At 49.6% G+C, this 16,184-nt stretch carries 17 protein-coding genes and 1 pseudogene; 5 read left to right on the forward strand and 13 right to left on the reverse strand.

What is annotated here, in order from left to right:
* Window positions 1-101: 101 nt before the first annotated feature.
* On the reverse strand, window positions 102-734 hold the full coding sequence (locus ACFVQB_RS24310) for an NAD(P)-dependent oxidoreductase (protein WP_379445267.1): 633 nt from the start codon (window positions 732-734) through the stop codon (window positions 102-104).
* 268 nt (window positions 735-1,002) lie between these two features.
* Complete coding sequence (locus tag ACFVQB_RS24315) at window positions 1,003-1,416, reverse strand: GNAT family N-acetyltransferase (RefSeq protein WP_274569374.1); 414 nt, start codon at window positions 1,414-1,416, stop codon at window positions 1,003-1,005.
* A gap of 217 nt (window positions 1,417-1,633) precedes the next feature.
* Between ACFVQB_RS24315 and ACFVQB_RS24320 the strand changes: the two genes are divergently transcribed.
* The gene (locus ACFVQB_RS24320) at window positions 1,634-2,554 is read left to right on the forward strand and encodes a hypothetical protein (protein WP_379445272.1); all 921 of its coding nucleotides are present in this window, start codon (window positions 1,634-1,636) and stop codon (window positions 2,552-2,554) included.
* Between the two features lie 112 nt (window positions 2,555-2,666).
* Here the strand turns inward: ACFVQB_RS24320 and ACFVQB_RS24325 are convergent, their stop codons facing one another.
* From ACFVQB_RS24325 to ACFVQB_RS24350, 6 genes are all read right to left on the reverse strand, one after another.
* Window positions 2,667-2,906 (reverse strand): YezD family protein, encoded by a 240-nt coding sequence (locus tag ACFVQB_RS24325; RefSeq protein ID WP_062322628.1) that lies wholly within the window; start codon window positions 2,904-2,906, stop codon window positions 2,667-2,669.
* 226 nt (window positions 2,907-3,132) lie between these two features.
* Entirely contained in the window at window positions 3,133-4,008 is an 876-nt protein-coding gene (gene cysW / locus ACFVQB_RS24330; protein WP_063566190.1) for a sulfate ABC transporter permease subunit CysW, read from the reverse strand.
* 40 nt (window positions 4,009-4,048) lie between these two features.
* Window positions 4,049-4,885 carry a sulfate ABC transporter permease subunit CysT gene (gene cysT, locus ACFVQB_RS24335; RefSeq protein ID WP_063566191.1) on the reverse strand — a complete coding sequence of 279 codons (837 nt, stop codon included), beginning with the start codon at window positions 4,883-4,885 and terminating at the stop codon, window positions 4,049-4,051.
* 82 nt (window positions 4,886-4,967) lie between these two features.
* On the reverse strand, window positions 4,968-6,047 hold the full coding sequence (locus tag ACFVQB_RS24340) for a sulfate ABC transporter substrate-binding protein (RefSeq protein ID WP_379445280.1): 1,080 nt from the start codon (window positions 6,045-6,047) through the stop codon (window positions 4,968-4,970).
* Window positions 6,048-6,525: 478 nt separating this feature from the next.
* Window positions 6,526-8,400, reverse strand: a complete 1,875-nt coding sequence (locus ACFVQB_RS24345) for a rhamnogalacturonan lyase (RefSeq protein WP_379445282.1) — start codon at window positions 8,398-8,400, stop codon at window positions 6,526-6,528.
* 247 nt (window positions 8,401-8,647) lie between these two features.
* Window positions 8,648-9,706: a lactonase family protein gene (locus tag ACFVQB_RS24350; RefSeq protein ID WP_379445284.1), complete on the reverse strand. Its 1,059-nt coding sequence runs from the start codon at window positions 9,704-9,706 to the stop codon at window positions 8,648-8,650.
* A gap of 322 nt (window positions 9,707-10,028) precedes the next feature.
* Between ACFVQB_RS24350 and ACFVQB_RS24355 the strand changes: the two genes are divergently transcribed.
* The gene (locus tag ACFVQB_RS24355) at window positions 10,029-10,712 is read left to right on the forward strand and encodes an S-layer homology domain-containing protein (RefSeq protein WP_379445287.1); all 684 of its coding nucleotides are present in this window, start codon (window positions 10,029-10,031) and stop codon (window positions 10,710-10,712) included.
* Window positions 10,713-10,814: 102 nt separating this feature from the next.
* On the opposite strand, the gene ACFVQB_RS24360 is transcribed toward ACFVQB_RS24355, so the two are convergent.
* Together ACFVQB_RS24360 and ACFVQB_RS24365 are read right to left on the reverse strand one after the other, a co-directional pair.
* Window positions 10,815-11,441, reverse strand: a complete 627-nt coding sequence (locus tag ACFVQB_RS24360) for a nitroreductase family protein (protein ID WP_379445290.1) — start codon at window positions 11,439-11,441, stop codon at window positions 10,815-10,817.
* A gap of 248 nt (window positions 11,442-11,689) precedes the next feature.
* Complete coding sequence (locus ACFVQB_RS24365) at window positions 11,690-12,154, reverse strand: Rrf2 family transcriptional regulator (RefSeq protein ID WP_379445292.1); 465 nt, start codon at window positions 12,152-12,154, stop codon at window positions 11,690-11,692.
* Window positions 12,155-12,590: 436 nt separating this feature from the next.
* Here ACFVQB_RS24365 and ACFVQB_RS24370 point away from each other — a divergent pair, with 436 nt between their 5' ends.
* The 3 genes and pseudogenes from ACFVQB_RS24370 (at window position 12,591) to ACFVQB_RS24380 (ending at window position 13,885) form a co-directional block, all read left to right on the forward strand.
* Entirely contained in the window at window positions 12,591-13,316 is a 726-nt protein-coding gene (locus ACFVQB_RS24370; RefSeq protein ID WP_379445509.1) for an MBL fold metallo-hydrolase, read from the forward strand.
* Window positions 13,313-13,441 (forward strand): annotated as a pseudogene (locus tag ACFVQB_RS24375) (TetR family transcriptional regulator); the annotation flags it as partial. The gene ACFVQB_RS24370 and the pseudogene ACFVQB_RS24375, both read left to right, overlap by 4 nt.
* Window positions 13,442-13,492: 51 nt before the next feature.
* Window positions 13,493-13,885, forward strand: coding sequence for a TetR-like C-terminal domain-containing protein (locus ACFVQB_RS24380; protein WP_379445514.1), 393 nt, complete (start codon window positions 13,493-13,495; stop codon window positions 13,883-13,885).
* A 91-nt stretch (window positions 13,886-13,976) separates the two neighbouring features.
* On the opposite strand, the gene ACFVQB_RS24385 is transcribed toward ACFVQB_RS24380, so the two are convergent.
* The 3 genes from ACFVQB_RS24385 to ACFVQB_RS24395 form a co-directional block, all read right to left on the reverse strand.
* Entirely contained in the window at window positions 13,977-15,107 is a 1,131-nt protein-coding gene (locus ACFVQB_RS24385; protein ID WP_379445294.1) for a hypothetical protein, read from the reverse strand.
* A gap of 50 nt (window positions 15,108-15,157) precedes the next feature.
* The gene (locus tag ACFVQB_RS24390; RefSeq protein ID WP_379445296.1) at window positions 15,158-15,760 is read right to left on the reverse strand and encodes a glycosyltransferase family 2 protein; all 603 of its coding nucleotides are present in this window, start codon (window positions 15,758-15,760) and stop codon (window positions 15,158-15,160) included.
* A gap of 210 nt (window positions 15,761-15,970) precedes the next feature.
* Window positions 15,971-16,162 carry a hypothetical protein gene (locus ACFVQB_RS24395; protein ID WP_379445298.1) on the reverse strand — a complete coding sequence of 64 codons (192 nt, stop codon included), beginning with the start codon at window positions 16,160-16,162 and terminating at the stop codon, window positions 15,971-15,973.
* Between the last annotated feature and the right edge of the window lie 22 nt (window positions 16,163-16,184).

A 16,184-nucleotide genomic window follows, 5' to 3' on the forward strand; every position in this document is an offset into this window, starting at 1 on the left:
TATTGAGCTTCAATGTTCCAAACCTCAACTCAGCAATCCTGTTCTGTTTACCGAACCAAGCCGATTCTCCGTTTCATCTTTCAGATCTAGACAAATAGCTCTTAATAACCCACCGTAAACCGGGATTGAATAAATTGCGGATCATCCAGCTCATCCACCAAAGCCGCTGCAAAATCGCCAACGGAAATCGAGCTCTCACCCAGATCATCTGTGATCACACGATTCATGCCAACCCGGAACAGGCCTGTCCGTCTTCCTGTTGTAATCGTAGCCGCAGGACTCATGTAGGTCCAGTTAATATCCGATGCCTCAATCAGGTTATACGCATCGACATGAGCCTTCGCCAGTGGTTTGACTTCCTCAGGGAATCCTGGTGTGTCCATCAGCATTTCTCCAGAATCCGTAAGCAAGCTTCCTGCTCCGCCAACGACAACCAAACGTCCTGCTTTTGCACGACGAACACCCTCAATTAGTGAACGTGTAACTTCAAGCATTTCTTCCTCCGCACCAAACTTCGGTCCATAGGCACTCACAACGGCTTCCTGTCCTGCTGTAGCATCGGCAACCTGGTCCGGGTTAAGCAAATCCCCCTCTACCACACGCAAACGCTCATGCTCCATCTCAACCTTCGAAGGATCACGAACAATCGCCGTTACCTCATGTCCGCGGTCCATCAACTCCCACAGTATCGTCTTTCCAATCGCTCCGGTTGCTCCAAAAATGGCAACTTTCATATCAAATCCCTCTTTTCAGTAGATATCATCTTGTCAACTTACCGTTATTTTAATACTTAATCCCATTGTTATATACCTTAAACGGCTCACGCCATCTTAAACCGTCTTCACCCACTTGTAAACCATCGCGAAAAAATCTCTTCTATCCCTTAATCCAAACGAAAAAAGCCGCTATATGCGGCTCAACATCAATTCCCTCATATTAAAATGAAGTTCTAGATAATTCCTTCCCTCCACTTTTCGACAACCTGCTGCTTTATTTCGCTTCCTATTCCCCTTGTCTCCACCACATACCTTCCGATTTCGGACTGGTGTAGGTGAAGCCAAATTGAGCGTACAGACGATCGGCAGGGACGTCAGCCAGCAGGCTAACCAGTCCACGAGCAGGCACATGTTCACGCAAATAATTCATGATCTCGCTCATGATCAATTTACCGTATCCTCTCCCCTGCTGGTCTGGGCGCACGGCGATATCCACCACCTGAAAAAAGCAGCCACCGTCCCCGATGACCCGGCCCATGCCTACGATTTCATTTTCTTCACGCAGACATACGGCAAACAAGCTATTGGGCAGGCCGATCTCTGCTCCCTCCTTGCTCATCGCACTGAGACCTGCGCTCTTCCGTAAAGCAAGGTATTCTGCTGTTGAGGGCGGTGTATGTTCAATGTTGATCTGGTCCATAGATCATGCTCCCTTCCTATTAAACCGATGATTATGTGCAGAATTAAAAAATTCATGGAAATTACATCTTCTTTGCTTGGGTGCCCTGGTCCTTCCTATGACAGTAAATTCCTACTGTTCCTGCTTGAATTCACGCAATTCCTGTGTAATAGTGAGAGAAAGCTTATGTGAACCGTGTTTCATGCTACGCTACAGTTTTTGCAAAGGAGGAACCATTGTGCTTCAACGCTGGATGCTTGCTCTATTCTCATATCCGGGCTTCGTGGCGTTACTACTCGGAATGATCGCTGTGCTGCTTGGACTCTACGTATGGTCTGCAACTGAGGTCAGACGAAGCCGTGACAGGCGAATGCACGCGATACGAGATACATTATACATAAGTACAACCCTATTGGGACAACTCACAGCAAAAGAACATCGGAATGTTGCTTTAACGGAACATGAGCATCATGAACTGTTTACCGCCATGCTGTCCTGCAGAGCCGCAGTACATCTGTCTCCACAGCTTCAGGATCAAATCCGCAGCTGTATCATCGATGTTGATCCCGCTCGACTCGCATTGATGCACAGGGCTCTGGAACGGGAGAGTGCAGCATTGTCCGATGAATTGAATCGCTACGCACATCCGGACCATTGGGGAAGAACGATCTGGAATGTCATTCGTCCGGCTGCCGAGCCTGCCGCTGTCGCAGCTGTACTGTACCTGATCGCTGATTTTGTGTTTCGTCAGCAAGGTCTGTTGTATCCTTTCTGGCATTCATGGTTCAACGCTTTGCCATGGATACGCTTCGTTTCCTTGATCATCACGGTGTTCTATGGTTATCTGCTCTGGTCCAGCCCAAGACAGGGTTCATCTGGCACAGTAACCAAAGCACTCGTTACCCTAATTGCCATGTGCTCCCTGCTTCATCTAATCGGACTTGCTGCTGCTCCCTACGCATTGGGATTGCAACTCATCCTGTTCATCTCGGGCTTCAGCCTGACAGGAACGCCTTCTCGCAGTGATCGCCCCTACGCGGGACACACCGATTCGGATAAAGAATTGAATAGCAGTACTGAAGCACATGAGGATGAGAACTTGGACATGGAACTAAACCTCTATAAACCACGTACATCCGGAGCAATTTCCGAAAAATGAACCTCTCTGTTAAATCAAACCAAAAAAGAGAAGCCCGCAAAATCATCGGCTTCTCTTTTTTTGATTTCTACTATTTCTGCATTGCATAATTCGATCCTGAATTACATGAAGCCTATCCCTTCGCGCTTGCATTTGATGAGCGCAATGAACGGGGTGAGCTGCTTCGTGCAGTGCTGCCGGATTTGGAGGCGCTGCCGGAGGGCGTATTTTCAAAACGCTTGCGTTCGGTCCGCTCCATCTGCACAATCTGGCCTTCGTGTACAACGATGTGTAACGAGCCAAACTCCATGTCATTCAGTTGTCCGGCAATTCGATCCATCCATACCTCATCCACTTTTAACGGCTTAGCCATAGAGCCGCCTCCTCTTCTCGGGCTACTGCCCGCTATATTCCTCAAGTGCGCTGTCATCCAACCCGACTTATAATTCATTCTTATCCAACCTATATACTTGGTTTATACATTAGCAGGGCTTCCATTAGCTGTCAATCCGAATTTTCATGAAGTTTAAACAAAATTCATTTTCATTCGGAGCCCTCTTCAAAACCAAGATGATCGGCATGGATACAGGAGTGTTACATCACTTTTCGGGAATCGTTTTATGACCCAACCAGCTCTTGAGCAGCAACGTTGCCAGAGCTAAAATCAGCAACAAAGAGGCGACGGCAAACGAAGCGGAGAATTGATATTCGTTATACAGGATCTCGACATGCAGCGGCAGCGTGTTGGTCTCCCCGCGAATATGTCCCGATACAACAGACACGGCCCCAAACTCACCCATCGCCCGCGCATTACACAGAATGATGCCATACAGCAGACCCCACTTGATGTTGGGAAGGGTCACGTTCCAGAAGATCCGCCACCCGGAGGCACCAAGCGTAACCGCCGCTTCTTCTTCCCTCGTGCCCTGGTCTTCCATCAACGGAATCAGCTCTCTGGCGACAAAGGGGAACGTAATGAACAACGTTGCGATGACAATACCGGGCAGGGCGAAAATAATTTTGATATCATGCTCGGCCAGCCACGGTCCAAACCATCCATTTGAACCAAAGACGAGGACAAAGATCAACCCACCTACCACAGGCGAGATCGAAAAAGGAAGATCGATCAGGGTAATCATGAGTCCTTTGCCCCTGAACTGGAACTTGGTAATGACCCACGCAGCCGCCACACCGAATATCGTATTGAGCGGTACGGTGATCCCGGCAACCAGCAGCGTAAGTTTTAACGCCGACATCGCATCCGGTTCGGTAAGGGCGGCAATGTAGACACCCCAGCCTTGCTTTAATGCCTCCATTAGCACGATCACCAGCGGCAAGATGAGAAGCCAGAGCAGCACCAGACTTGCCAATCCGATCAACAACCATTTAACCCACGGTGCTTCCGTGGTTGCACGGTTTGGCCCCGGCCCGGTTCGCACACGGGAAGCAGGCGTCAATGGAACGGAACCCGCCATATTCTGTACCTCCTTTTGGTTTAGGTTGGTTCACTGCTTACTAAGCTCTGCCTGCCTTACGGCTCCAGCGTTGAAGTGAATTAATGATCAAGAGCAGGACAAAAGAGACCAGCAGCAGCAGCAGGGCTACCGCCGTAGCTCCCGCATAATCGAACTGCTCCAGCTTAGCCATGATCAGCAGGGGCGCAATCTCCGTTTTCATCGGCATATTGCCTGAGATAAACACCACTGAGCCATACTCGCCAATGCCTCGGGCAAAGGCCAACGCAAAACCGGTCAACAGCGGCGGGATCAGATCCGGAAGCAGGATCTTCCGGAATATCCGCCATCTTCCCGCTCCCAACGTAGCCGCAGCTTCCTCCACCTCAGTCTCCAGTTCCTGTAAAACCGGCTGCACCGTACGCACCACAAACGGAATCCCGATAAACATCAGCGCGAGAGTAATGCCCGCCTGTGAATAAGCCAGCTTGATGCCCAAAGGTTCCACAAACTGCCCAATCCAGCCATTTCCGGCATACAATGCCGTTAAGGCAACCCCCGCCACTGCCGTCGGCAAGGCAAAAGGCAGATCAATGACGGCATCAAACAGCCGTTTCCCAGGGAACTCATACCGGACAAGTACCCAAGCCAGGAGCAGCCCGAGGACCAGATCGATCAGGGCCGCTGCACCTGCAGTCAGAAAACTCACCTGGAAAGAAGCCAGTACCCGCGGATTCGTCGCCACCTCAATCAGTGTGGACCAGGTCAGCCCCGTGGAGTTAAACAAGAGCGCTGCCAGTGGAATAAGTACAACCAGGCTCAGGTAAAGCACACTGTAACCCATCGTTAATCCAAATCCCGGCAGTGTGCGACTCCGGGCCACCATCACCTTGCTCATGCACGTTCATCCTCTCTGCCTTCAGTCGGTCGGACTGGTTGGCCGCTTACATGGTCACGCAACATCATCGACGTCAGATGCATTAGCTGCCCGGAACATAAATCTGGTCAAAGATGCCGCCGTCATTAAAATGTTTGGCCTGGGTATCGCGCCATGTGCCAAATACATCGTTCAATGTGAACAGCTCAAGCTGCGGGAACTGATCCTTGAACTTTTCCTTCACGCTGTCCAGGGTTGGACGATAATAGTTCTCGGCAGCAATGGTTTGCCCCTCTTCGCTGTACAAATATTTCAGATAGGCGTCCGCCACTTCGCGGCTGCCTTTTTTGTCTGCATTTTTATCTACAATTGCTACCGGTGGTTCAGCCAAAATACTGACCGAAGGCACAACAATATCGAATTTGTCCGGTCCCAGCTCTTTTACCGATAAGAAAGCCTCATTCTCCCATGCAAGCAGTACATCACCAATACCGCGCTCTACAAACGTAGTCGTCGCTCCTCGTGCTCCAGAGTCAAGGACAGGCGCATGTTTGAACAATTCTGCAACAAATGCTTTGGCCTTCTCTTCATCATTGTTGTTATGTTTGAGCGCATATCCCCATGCCGCCAGATAGTTCCAGCGTGCCCCGCCGGACGTTTTCGGATTCGGGGTAATGACCTGGGTATCTCCCTTGATAAGATCATCCCAGTCCTTAATGCCTTTCGGATTGCCTTTGCGTACCAAAAATACGATCGTTGATGTATACGGAGAGCTGTTATGCTCGTATTTATCCTGCCAACCCGCATTAATCAGACCTTTATCTTCAATGGCATCTATATCGTATCCCAATGCCAGTGTAACCACATCCGCGTCCAACCCATCAATGACGGAACGACTTTGTTTACCTGAACCGCCATGAGACTGTTTAACCGTTACTTCCTGACCTTTCTCTTTCAGCCAATACGCCGCAAACGCCTTGTTATATTGCTCATAGAGTTCACGTGTCGGATCATAGGATACATTCAGCAGCTCGATCGCTTTTGTACCTTCTTTGCCGCCTTCCGTTCCCCCCGATGTTCCTGCCGCATTCGTGCCACCGCTTTCCGATCCGCATGCCGCCAGTACCCCTGTTAACACCAATGCCAGACCAACCAGAATACCCTTATGAATTCTCTTTTTCATAGATAACACTCCCCCCGAATGGATCTGCAATATTACCTCAGGCAGGCTGAACAGCATGGAACGCACCGAAAAAAAACAAAAAACGGAGGAACCCCCGCACACTTCTCCCTCATAAAGTCATGCCGGCCCAATGGCCGTGTATGCTTCATCCAGAAATGATGCGCTGCGGTGTTCCTCCGTCTATACGGTGAGAACGTTATTCTGTTCATGCTACGATCTCTCATGTGACTGTAAATGACTGCTTCCGCAAATAGAGCGTAGTCATTTTTATTATTCCTACCTGTTTAGTGAGTTATATACGTATCATAAGGGCAGTACATATGGCTGTCAAACGTTTTTTTCCGATTTCTACCGAATATCTGTGTAAATGGCAGAAAAAGAAGAACAACGACCAAAGCCCGTTGTTCCCTTGTCAGTTGTATGTTTTATTCGCTGTAACATCACCCCGGGGTTTGACATGAAATCTTGCGCCTTCCTCTTATTTACCTGCATACCGGATATTCGGTACAGGAGGTGTGTTCATGCCATCTCCCAAATAAAAGCCCGTGTGTGGCGGCTGGTTATAGGCTACATTTTGCCAAGCTATACCAAGACGGTATACCGGATCATGCATCAGGGTATAGATCCGTTTGTCCGTAACGGCTGTTGTCGTGTAGATGCGCAGCGCAGAGCTGTCATTGGTCCGCCATACCACTTCTTCTCTCCAGTCTCCGAACAGGTCAGCCTGCAGATTCGGTGTGGATTTCGTTCCATTATTGGAAGAAACACCGGATGCCGTCAACAGATTAACCGTTTTGCTATTGGCGTAGTCCCATTTATCGATCCGGTTGCTGTCCAGCAATTCGCGGAGCAGGTCACCGTCCCACCAGATGCCAAAATTCGTGGAGGAAGGCAGGGTTGCCCCGATTTTCTGCCCTTTGGCTGTATACAAACCACCATCCGCCCATACTTCGGCACCCTTATAACGTGGATCAATATCCGCTGCCATCCCGCGTCCAATATCTTTCGTCGTAGGTATGCCCCAGATCAACTGGCCTGTACGCGCATCACGGAATTCCACTCCAGCATTGGACGCGGTCTCATGCACCTGGAATACTTCAAGTCCCGCACGATCCGGGTCCAGATCACTGAGATGCATTGCGTCCCCATGATGAAGTCCTGTCGTATAGAGTCCTTTGCCGTTATCATCCACCGCCATCGCCCCATAGACGATCTCATCTTTGCCATCGCCATCCACGTCCGCCACGCTCAGATTATGATTACCTTGTCCGGCATAACCGGAATTACCTGATGTATTGGAATCAAAAGTCCATTGTTTCGTCAATTGTCCGTCCCGCCAGTTGTACGCCGCCAGCACGGTCCGGGTGTAGTATCCACGCGCCATGACCAGACTTGGCCGCTCCCCATCCAAATACGCAATCGCCGCAAGGAATCGATCGACCCGGTTGCCGTAGTTGTCTCCCCAATCGGACACATTGCCGCGTGCTGGTTCGTAGTTCACCGTGGAAAGTGCTTTGCCGGTCTGTCCATTGAAGATCGTAAGAAACTCCGGTCCGGACAGAACGTATCCGCTTGAATTACGATAATCCTTGCTGGCATCGCCGATGACTACTCCCGTACCATCCTTGGTACCATCAGCCGTTTTCATCGCCACTTCGGCCTTGCCGTCTCCGTCCAGATCGTACACCATGAACTGTGTGTAATGAGCACCCGCACGGATGTTTTTGCCCAGACTGATACGCCATAGGCGCGTCCCATTCAATTTGTAGGCATCAATAAATACTTCCCCCGTGTAGCCGCTTTGGGAGTTATCCTTGGAGTTGGACGGGTCCCACTTCACGATCAATTCATACTCGCCGTCCCCATCCACATCCCCTGCACTCGCATCATTGGCACTGTACGTGTAGGCCACACCATCCGGTGTTGTCCCCCCTGCTGGCACACTGAGAGGTACGGACAAATAATTATTGCCCCATACGCTCGCTACCGCCGAAGCAGCCTGCTCGGTTCCACTGACTACGGCTCGAACCGTATATTTTGAACTGCTTGTCCCGCTTGCATCCTGGAGGTTGGTGCTGTTCGTTATGGGTGATGCGTTTACCTTGGTTCCATCCCGATAGACATTAAACGATACATTCGACCCTTCCGTACCCAGAAGCCGCCAACTGACAAACACACCTGTGCCTGTCTTCACTGCAACCACACCGCGGTCCAGAAACTCCATCTGACGGGCACCCGCAGCATGAGTGACCGGCGTGTTTCCAAGGCCGAGCGAAGTAACCAGTAACGCAGAGCTCAGCAGGGATACCCCTGCGGTCCGCAATGTACGCTTCCATAACGATCGTTTTCCCATAAAACCATAGCCTCCCCAATCGAATTGGTAAGCCCGATCCCTTGTTAGCGCCATCTCATATTTATGTAAGCGCTTTAATATATTCATTTTAAATTAAACATATAATTCCATCTATAGGTCTAAATTAGTAATTCCATGTATGAAAAAAAGGAAAAAAGCCGAAAGATGAATCTTTCGACTTGGATAATTCATTCTCGCACGCTCAATTGGAATCTGAGAGCAACAAAGAATGTTGTGTCATCTCAACTTAAACTACCGGAGCAATACACACAGGGCGGGGTATCTCCAATTTGAATCCGTTGTGTGTTAGACGTCCATCTTCACCATTGATCTGAAAAGCAACGAGGTTGTTGCTGTCCTGATTGGCCACCAGCAGAATACCACCGAGCAGCAGGTTGAAGTTGCGCGGAGTCTGACCAATCGTGGAAGTCCACTCTATAGCCTCCAGCTCACCGGATTCCTGGTCAATGTGATACAGCACAATGCTGTCGTCCCCACGGTTGGAAGCATACAGGAAGCGACCACACGGGGACACACGGATGTCCGCTGCCGTACCTTCCCCAGAATGTCCTTCAGGCAGGGTGGTGATATGCTGCAACGTAGTGAACTCACCTCTGCGCTGATCATACATGAACGCCGTAACGGTGTTACTCAATTCATTAATCACATATGCCCATTTCAAGTTGGGGTGGAAGACGAGATGTCTCGGTCCGGAACCTGGAGGCTGATTCGTCTCACGATGCGTAACCAGGCGGCCTTCTTCCTGACGATACACGATAATCTGATCCAGACCCAGATCACATACAACAGCATACTGACCGGAAGGGTCTGGTTGAATGGAGTGAGCGTGCGGCCCTTCCTGACGGTCATCATTCTGCCCTCTTCCCGTATGCTCAATCAGCGCGCTCATCTCTCCAAGTGTGCCTTGATCTCCTATCGGGAATACGTTCACACTGCCGCTGCTGTAGTTCGAAGTCAGCACCCACTTGCCGTCCTCCGTGACAGACACATAACAAGGCGAAGCGCCCTTCGTCAACTTGCGATCCATCATGTGCAGCTCACCCGTCGCAGCATCCCTGCGATAGACCAGCACCTCTCCCTCATCTGTCTCACTTACCACGTAGAGACAATTCCCATCCGGGCATAAAGCCAGATAGGATGGATTATCCACCCCATCCATATGATTTACAATCCGCAACTCACCTGTATCCCTGTTCAACGCACAGAGAAATATCCCCGGCTGATCTGCTGATGCATAAGTACCTGTATAGAAAAAAGCTTCATTCGTTGCTGTCGGTTCCATCATTTCATTCTCTCCTTATTCGTTCAAATGATTGACCTTGCTCTGTCATTCCATGCAATTATAAGAAGTTGTAACCCGAATAGTTGATTCCACTGTTATGTACTTACCCAATTCACAGACTTTTGCTTCAGTGGTTATCTCACCCTCACCATAATACAAAGCAAGAGGCCTTACAATAGTCCAAACACATTGTACATAATCCAACGGAATTTCATGTTGAGAAACATAGAAAATTACAGCAACCTTTTGAGGATTAGGGTCGTCTATAGGGACAAATAACTTTTATACAAAGGGATACTCCCTGGAAAAGTGAGGCGAAACTGACATGAAAAAAAATATATTGGCTACATTAACAGCCGGAGCTTTACTCACCCTTTCTCTGAGCGCTGGTCCGATTCACGCCGCTCAAGCGGAATTCACTGATATTCAAGGTATTGCGGGGGCAGACAAGATCGAATCCTTGCATCAGGATGGCTTAATCAAAGGCGTGAGTGATAGCTTGTTCAAACCGGAACAGGAACTAAACACGGCTCAGGGTATACAACTCATTGCAGATGGTCTCCATCTGAATTTGGACACGATTCGTTTTATCAAGCAACCACTACCAAGTGACTACTTCTCCAACGTAAAAGATGGCGTATGGTACAGTGATGCTTTTATCCGTGCCCAGTTCAATGGCATTAAGATGTCAAACGATATCGATCCTTCCAAAGCGTTGACCCGTGAACAGTATACCCTTTTCTTGATGCAAGGCATTGAAGCCAAAGGCGGCCTGCCGATGATTAATATCAAGCCTGTAGATATCACGGATGAAAAAGAGCTTACTCCAGAATTTCAAGGCGCTGTTCAACGCTCACTTGTGTTGAAGATTAATACGCTCGATGCGGAGGGCAACTTCAATCCCAAGGAAACGATTACCCGCGCCGAAGCTGCGGTTATGATGTATAACGCGATTGAGTATCTGGAAGATTTCAATGCACCGAAAATCCCGGAAACACCAGAGAAATAATGCCCCACTGTCATTTTAAAACAAACAGCCGCATGTTCCCTCTAGAGGGGACATGCGGCTGTTTACGTTATATCTATAGCGATAACTGATTCAAAATCAGTCTTAGAAAGAACCTTTAACAACAACTTCGGACAGCGGGAAACGACCTGCTGGACGAGCTGGTACTGCAGCTTTACCTACAGTGATCAACAACGTTGGCAAATAACGCGCAGGGATGTTGAATGTTTCGATCAATTGTTGCGGGTTGTAACCACCCATTGGGCAAGTATCATATCCCAGGGAACGTGCAGCAAGCATAATGTTCTGTGAAGCAAAAGATGCATTGCGGATCGCTTCATCACGGGCGATTTGTGGATTTTGGTAAGCACCGTTGATCTGTCCAACCAATGCGTCACGAACTTCAGCTGGGATCGCACCTGCTTCAACAGCCTGATCATAAATGACGGCGTTGCGGTTTGCTTCCAGATCTCCGAGTACAGCGATCGTAACGGAGCTGTCTGTGATTTGGCTTTGACCGTAAGCGATTGGCAGCAACTTGGCTTTGTCCGCTTCGGATTCGATCACGAGGAATTTCCAGTGCTGCAGATTCCATGAAGACGGTGCTTCGGAAGCGGCAGTCAGGATAGCGTTCAGATCTGCTTCAGGCATAACAAAACCATTTTCGTATTTTTTGACAGCGTGACGTTCGTTAATCACGCGAAGTGTTTCATTGTTTTCAATGCTGGACATGCGTTCCACTCCCCAAGTTCTTTTTAATTTTTTTACGTTCGCAAGGCCAAACTCTACCGAGTACTCACCTTCCGAAAATAACATCAGCGCAGACGATCGCTTCCATCTGTGTTCACGTTATGCCCGGAATCGCCTGAAACATTAACGGATCTTACAACCGGAGCAAACGCCCTTATATAGCCTGTCCACCATGCCTGACAACAGCAGTCCAAGGCCAGATCATGAAGAGCTGTTAACGATCAAATCTGTCATGATCTATCCTTCATGGACAAGGGTTCCACGGACAAGGAACATTCTTCCCCATTACCGATACGATGCTTAACATCCTCAATGGATATGTGGTCAAAATAAGCGCTTAGTGCTTCTTCGCCTCCATCGTAGATGCTACCCATTACACCCTGCATATTGGAAGAAACAACGCACGTTGAACCGGATTCTCCCGAACACCAGCTGGGACCAAGTGATCCACCTGCTACCAGTCTGTACAGTTCTCCAAGCTTGATTTCTCCACTCGGACGGCTGAGCAGATATCCACCGTGGGCACCTTCCTTGGTTGTCAGGTATCCATGCTTCCGCAGCACACTAAGCACCTTGCGTACTCTGGCTGGATGCGTACCAACACTATGAGACAAGTCTTCACTATTGGCCATACACTCATCCTTCATGGACAGAAAGACCAGACAGTGCACAGCAATGGTAAATTCACTGTTCATTACTTACTCCCTTCCCGGCATATCGTTCACCGATGAACATTCAATCCAAGGCAAGTATAACTGTCATTATAGGAATAACAGTTATGTTTGTCAACATTCTCAACTTGGTGGTTGGAAAACCTGATTCCCCCCTGTCATACCAGTATATACAGGCCCTCATAGGCTAAGTGAAATGGTCGAGTTCCATTCGTGTTTTAAGCGAACAGAGCAAAAAAAGTGAGCCGATCGCTTCGCGAAAGGCTCCAATAAGATAGACATATGAAAGGGCTTACGAGATTATTATAATCGGTTATTCCTATTTTGAAAACGCTTTTTTTGTAAAGTGTTTTGGGATTTTAAAATATCCTATTTTTTAAGCATATCAACATGGGGTATTGCAAAAACTAATGACATTAGTTATATTACTAACAACATTAGTTTTAAGGAGGATTCAATGATGCGAATTACACGTGAGCATGCTGTTGTCCAAGTTTCATTCCTTCCACGCCTTTTCCCTGTGAACGTATATCTCGTTGAAGAAGAAGAGGGGTTTACCCTTATTGATGCCGGAATGCCATTCAGTCTCAAGGGAATTCTGGCTACTGCACAATCCCTTGGCAAACCAATTACCAAAATCATTCTGACTCACGCCCATGGCGACCATGTTGGTGCACTGGATGGTCTTAAGGATGCGCTGCCTAAAGCCGAGGTCTGCATCTCCAGACGAGATGCCCCGCTGCTCGCCGGAGACGCTTCCCTGCTTCCCGGCGAGTCACAGACTCCGGTACGCGGCAGTGTACCCAAAGCGATCCGCACCCGGCCGGACCGCTTGCTCGATGACGGCGACCGGATCGGATCCCTGGTCGCCATTGCCACCCCAGGCCATACGCCGGGCCATATGGCCTTCATGGATACGCGCAGCCGCGTGCTCATCGCTGGCGACGCGTATCAGCTGCACGGCGGCCTCGCCGTATCCGGCCGCCTGCGCCCGCTCTTTCCGTTCCCCGCGCTGGCGACGTGGAACCGGGAACTTGCTCTTGCCAGCGCCAAGCGCCTGGCTGAGCTGGAACCGTCCGTGCTCGCTGTAGGGCACGGACGAATGCTGCGTCAGCCCGCCGCGGCCATGCGCGCAGCTACGGCAGACGCGGAGCAGCGGCTGCGCCCTGCCGGGGGGCACCTGTGAGCCCCCGCCAAGGGCTGGATCGCGGCGCTCTGTTAAGCGCCGCCGCCCAGCTTGCCGACAGCGACGGATTCCATTCGCTAACACTGGCCGCTCTGGCCCAGCGGCTGGATGTGCGCTCCCCGTCGCTATACAACCACATCAACGGTCTTCCAGGGCTTCGCCAGGAATTGGCGTTGATGTCCGCACAGCAGCTCAGCCGTGCGTTAACCGAGGCTTCTGCTGGCCGTTCGGGTGACGAAGCCATTCAGGAGGTCGCTGCCGCATATATCGGCTTCGTCCGCAAGCATCCTGGGCTGTACGAAGCCTTCTTCCATGCCCCGGACCGTCAGGAACCGCAGCTCGTTGTGGAGAGTACAGCTGCCCTGGATCTGCTGCTCCGCCTGTTGCAGCCTTATCCGCTAAATGAAGCGGAAGCGCTCCATGCCGTTCGCGGTTTACGCAGTCTTTGCCATGGCTTTGCCTCCATGGGTGAGAAAGGCGGCTTCGGCATGAACTTTGACCCGGATGAGAGCCTGCAACTGTCCGTGACCGCTTTCCTGAATGGGTTGCTGCATCTTCACCAAGCCTGATATATTTTGATGACAAATGGAAGAGGGCTGCAGATGATCTGCAGCCCTCCTTATGTATCCTACCGTCCCGCTACCGAAGGAACGGTTGGTTCTATTGCCAGGGTGCTTGCCCTGTCTGGACTTCCTGCAAAATCCTCTTCATCACGGGTACGTATACTTTCCAGTAAAACCGATCCGGAACTCCCTTTTGATCCGGTGTGAGCTTCGTTTTTAGCACATCCCAACCCTTAATACGGCGCCAGAATGAATAATGCTCCAGCTCTCCGAAGGACCCTGCCATATAATACGTCCGATTGTAGCCCTCATGTCGGATAAGAGCAGCGAATTCCGCCGGAATACCTGCGTCCATCAGTTTCTGCTGACCATTCTCCGTCAGATCCGTCTTATACCAGGCCAGTACAGTAGCCTGTTGTCCAGGTACAGTGATGTCGAACCATTCGCTGTAATGGATGTCCCGGGTAATTCCACTCCATTCCTCACCTTCCTGTGTAAAGGCGAGTTTTATGTCACCGGTTTTTACATCCCGGCCTTGCTTCAATACAATTACCCGTCCATCCTCATGAACCAACACAATGCCTGCTCCATGATAGGGCCAATCCTTTTTCTCCCTAAGCTCATAGTTCATTCGTACTTTCTGCGGCACTTCATCCAAGCTCTGCAGATCCGATACCGATCTCCCCTGCCATCCGCTGCTTTTCATGCCCAGAATCGGATACAATTGCTCTCTTGTCATGTTCGAAACTGCATTCGACAAGGCGCTAAACTCAGCGACAATTGTTACACCTTTGGTTGCGGCTTCACGAATTTTGTGTGCATCATATATTGTGAGACCTTCATAGACTTTACCTTGTATACGTTCATTCGTATCTGTAGATGAAATATGATGATTCGCCGTCAGATAGATCAGGTCTGTGTCTGTCACCTCATCCGGCAATGTCCGCTCAATACGGGAAATCCCGTTCTGTATATCATATCCGTAGTAGTCTTCTTCATACTTATAATGCTCCCCTGTCTGTTGGACAATCTTCTGCTGATTCAGAATCCATACCAGTCCCTTATGCCCCACATAGGACAAGTCCGGTTTACTTTTGTCGACAATCATGATGTTAAGCGGTGTCGGTGCCTGTGATTGCCACAAAATCCAGGGGATAACCAGGACCACTGATACCACGGTCAGGCAAGCCAATGTCCATACCGTGAGTGGCCTGTGATTTCTATTCATGAAGCGTATTCCTCCTTGCTCTGTTCCAAGGTATTACTATGATCGGTATACTACCCCTTTCCGTTCTTACTGTCTTTCTTCCCGTATCCCACCACCTGCAACAGTCCGTAAATACGGAATACATTGTTCATAGGTCTAAACCAGAATGTCTCGGAGCATGCATACAAAAGCAGTCGTGTCACCTCTCGAAACGTATACGCTCTGCGGGAGGACCATACTTCAAACATCACCGCGCAAGCCGACAACAGGGAACCATAGAGTACCAGAAGCAGAGCAAGGACCATACATAGCTTGGCATCCACAACTTGTAACCACATTCCCGAAATCAGCAGAAATATCGTCGTAATCTCCAGAACCGGTCCCATCAATTCAACAAGGATGAAATATGGAATCGATACCATCCCCATCCACCCATAGGTCGGATTTCCGATCATGTTGCGTTGCTCCCACAGGCTGCCCGCAAGTTGCCTATGCCAGCCAGCACGCTGCTTCCGCAGCTGCCTCCATGTCTCCGGTACTTTGACACTGCAGATCGGATCGGGAATGTATATAATACGTCCACGCTCTTTCATCTGTTTCATATGTTTGTGCAGCCGCATGACAAGCTCTATGTGACCTACCTGGGTATCCGTCTTGTAACCGCCGATTTCCATGACCCTATTTTTTTGAATACACCGAAGGCTTGTTAGGTAAACAACAGTATATTGATGTTATATCGAACCAATCCTATGCCACTGATCAGAAAAGCTCGTACATATTCAATGGTTTGCATCACAATCAGGGGGTTTCCTGCATGTTCTGATGATGTACTGCCTTGAGTCGAAGCATATGGGTACTTCCCATTGGCCATATCTACCCGTCCACTACAAGCGACGATCTCTTCGCCTTGCTGTATGCTTATCCCATAAGATGTAACCATACGCGCATAACAGGAGCACAAGTGCACTTCCACATATGATACTGGTCAACTGTAATAACAAAGCGGCCTTCCCTTCAAACCAGCCAGCACTTTGCCAACCGATAAGTCGGGCGTACATCCATAAATGTTCGTTCATTTCCTGATTTCCCCTTACTCGA

The organism is Paenibacillus sp. NPDC057886 (assembly GCF_042796655.1).
Taxonomy (GTDB): domain Bacteria; phylum Bacillota; class Bacilli; order Paenibacillales; family Paenibacillaceae; genus Paenibacillus.

What these genes read in the sequence shown, in the direction of transcription:
- ACFVQB_RS24390 (WP_379445296.1), bottom strand. Translation starts at nt 15,760, where the DNA reads ATGGAAATCGGCGGTTACAAGACGGATACCCAGGTAGGTCACATAGAG.
- ACFVQB_RS24325 (WP_062322628.1), bottom strand. Translation starts at nt 2,906, where the DNA reads ATGGCTAAGCCGTTAAAAGTGGATGAGGTATGGATGGATCGAATTGCC.
- ACFVQB_RS24385 (WP_379445294.1), bottom strand. Translation starts at nt 15,107, where the DNA reads ATGAATAGAAATCACAGGCCACTCACGGTATGGACATTGGCTTGCCTG.
- ACFVQB_RS24345 (WP_379445282.1), bottom strand. Translation starts at nt 8,400, where the DNA reads ATGGGAAAACGATCGTTATGGAAGCGTACATTGCGGACCGCAGGGGTA.
- cysW (WP_063566190.1), bottom strand. Translation starts at nt 4,008, where the DNA reads ATGGCGGGTTCCGTTCCATTGACGCCTGCTTCCCGTGTGCGAACCGGG.
- ACFVQB_RS24380 (WP_379445514.1), top strand. Translation starts at nt 13,493, where the DNA reads ATGTCCGCACAGCAGCTCAGCCGTGCGTTAACCGAGGCTTCTGCTGGC.
- ACFVQB_RS24355 (WP_379445287.1), top strand. Translation starts at nt 10,029, where the DNA reads ATGAAAAAAAATATATTGGCTACATTAACAGCCGGAGCTTTACTCACC.
- ACFVQB_RS24315 (WP_274569374.1), bottom strand. Translation starts at nt 1,416, where the DNA reads ATGGACCAGATCAACATTGAACATACACCGCCCTCAACAGCAGAATAC.
- ACFVQB_RS24370 (WP_379445509.1), top strand. Translation starts at nt 12,591, where the DNA reads ATGCGAATTACACGTGAGCATGCTGTTGTCCAAGTTTCATTCCTTCCA.
- ACFVQB_RS24340 (WP_379445280.1), bottom strand. Translation starts at nt 6,047, where the DNA reads ATGAAAAAGAGAATTCATAAGGGTATTCTGGTTGGTCTGGCATTGGTG.
- ACFVQB_RS24310 (WP_379445267.1), bottom strand. Translation starts at nt 734, where the DNA reads ATGAAAGTTGCCATTTTTGGAGCAACCGGAGCGATTGGAAAGACGATA.
- cysT (WP_063566191.1), bottom strand. Translation starts at nt 4,885, where the DNA reads ATGAGCAAGGTGATGGTGGCCCGGAGTCGCACACTGCCGGGATTTGGA.
- ACFVQB_RS24365 (WP_379445292.1), bottom strand. Translation starts at nt 12,154, where the DNA reads ATGAACAGTGAATTTACCATTGCTGTGCACTGTCTGGTCTTTCTGTCC.
- ACFVQB_RS24395 (WP_379445298.1), bottom strand. Translation starts at nt 16,162, where the DNA reads ATGAACGAACATTTATGGATGTACGCCCGACTTATCGGTTGGCAAAGT.
- ACFVQB_RS24350 (WP_379445284.1), bottom strand. Translation starts at nt 9,706, where the DNA reads ATGATGGAACCGACAGCAACGAATGAAGCTTTTTTCTATACAGGTACT.
- ACFVQB_RS24360 (WP_379445290.1), bottom strand. Translation starts at nt 11,441, where the DNA reads ATGTCCAGCATTGAAAACAATGAAACACTTCGCGTGATTAACGAACGT.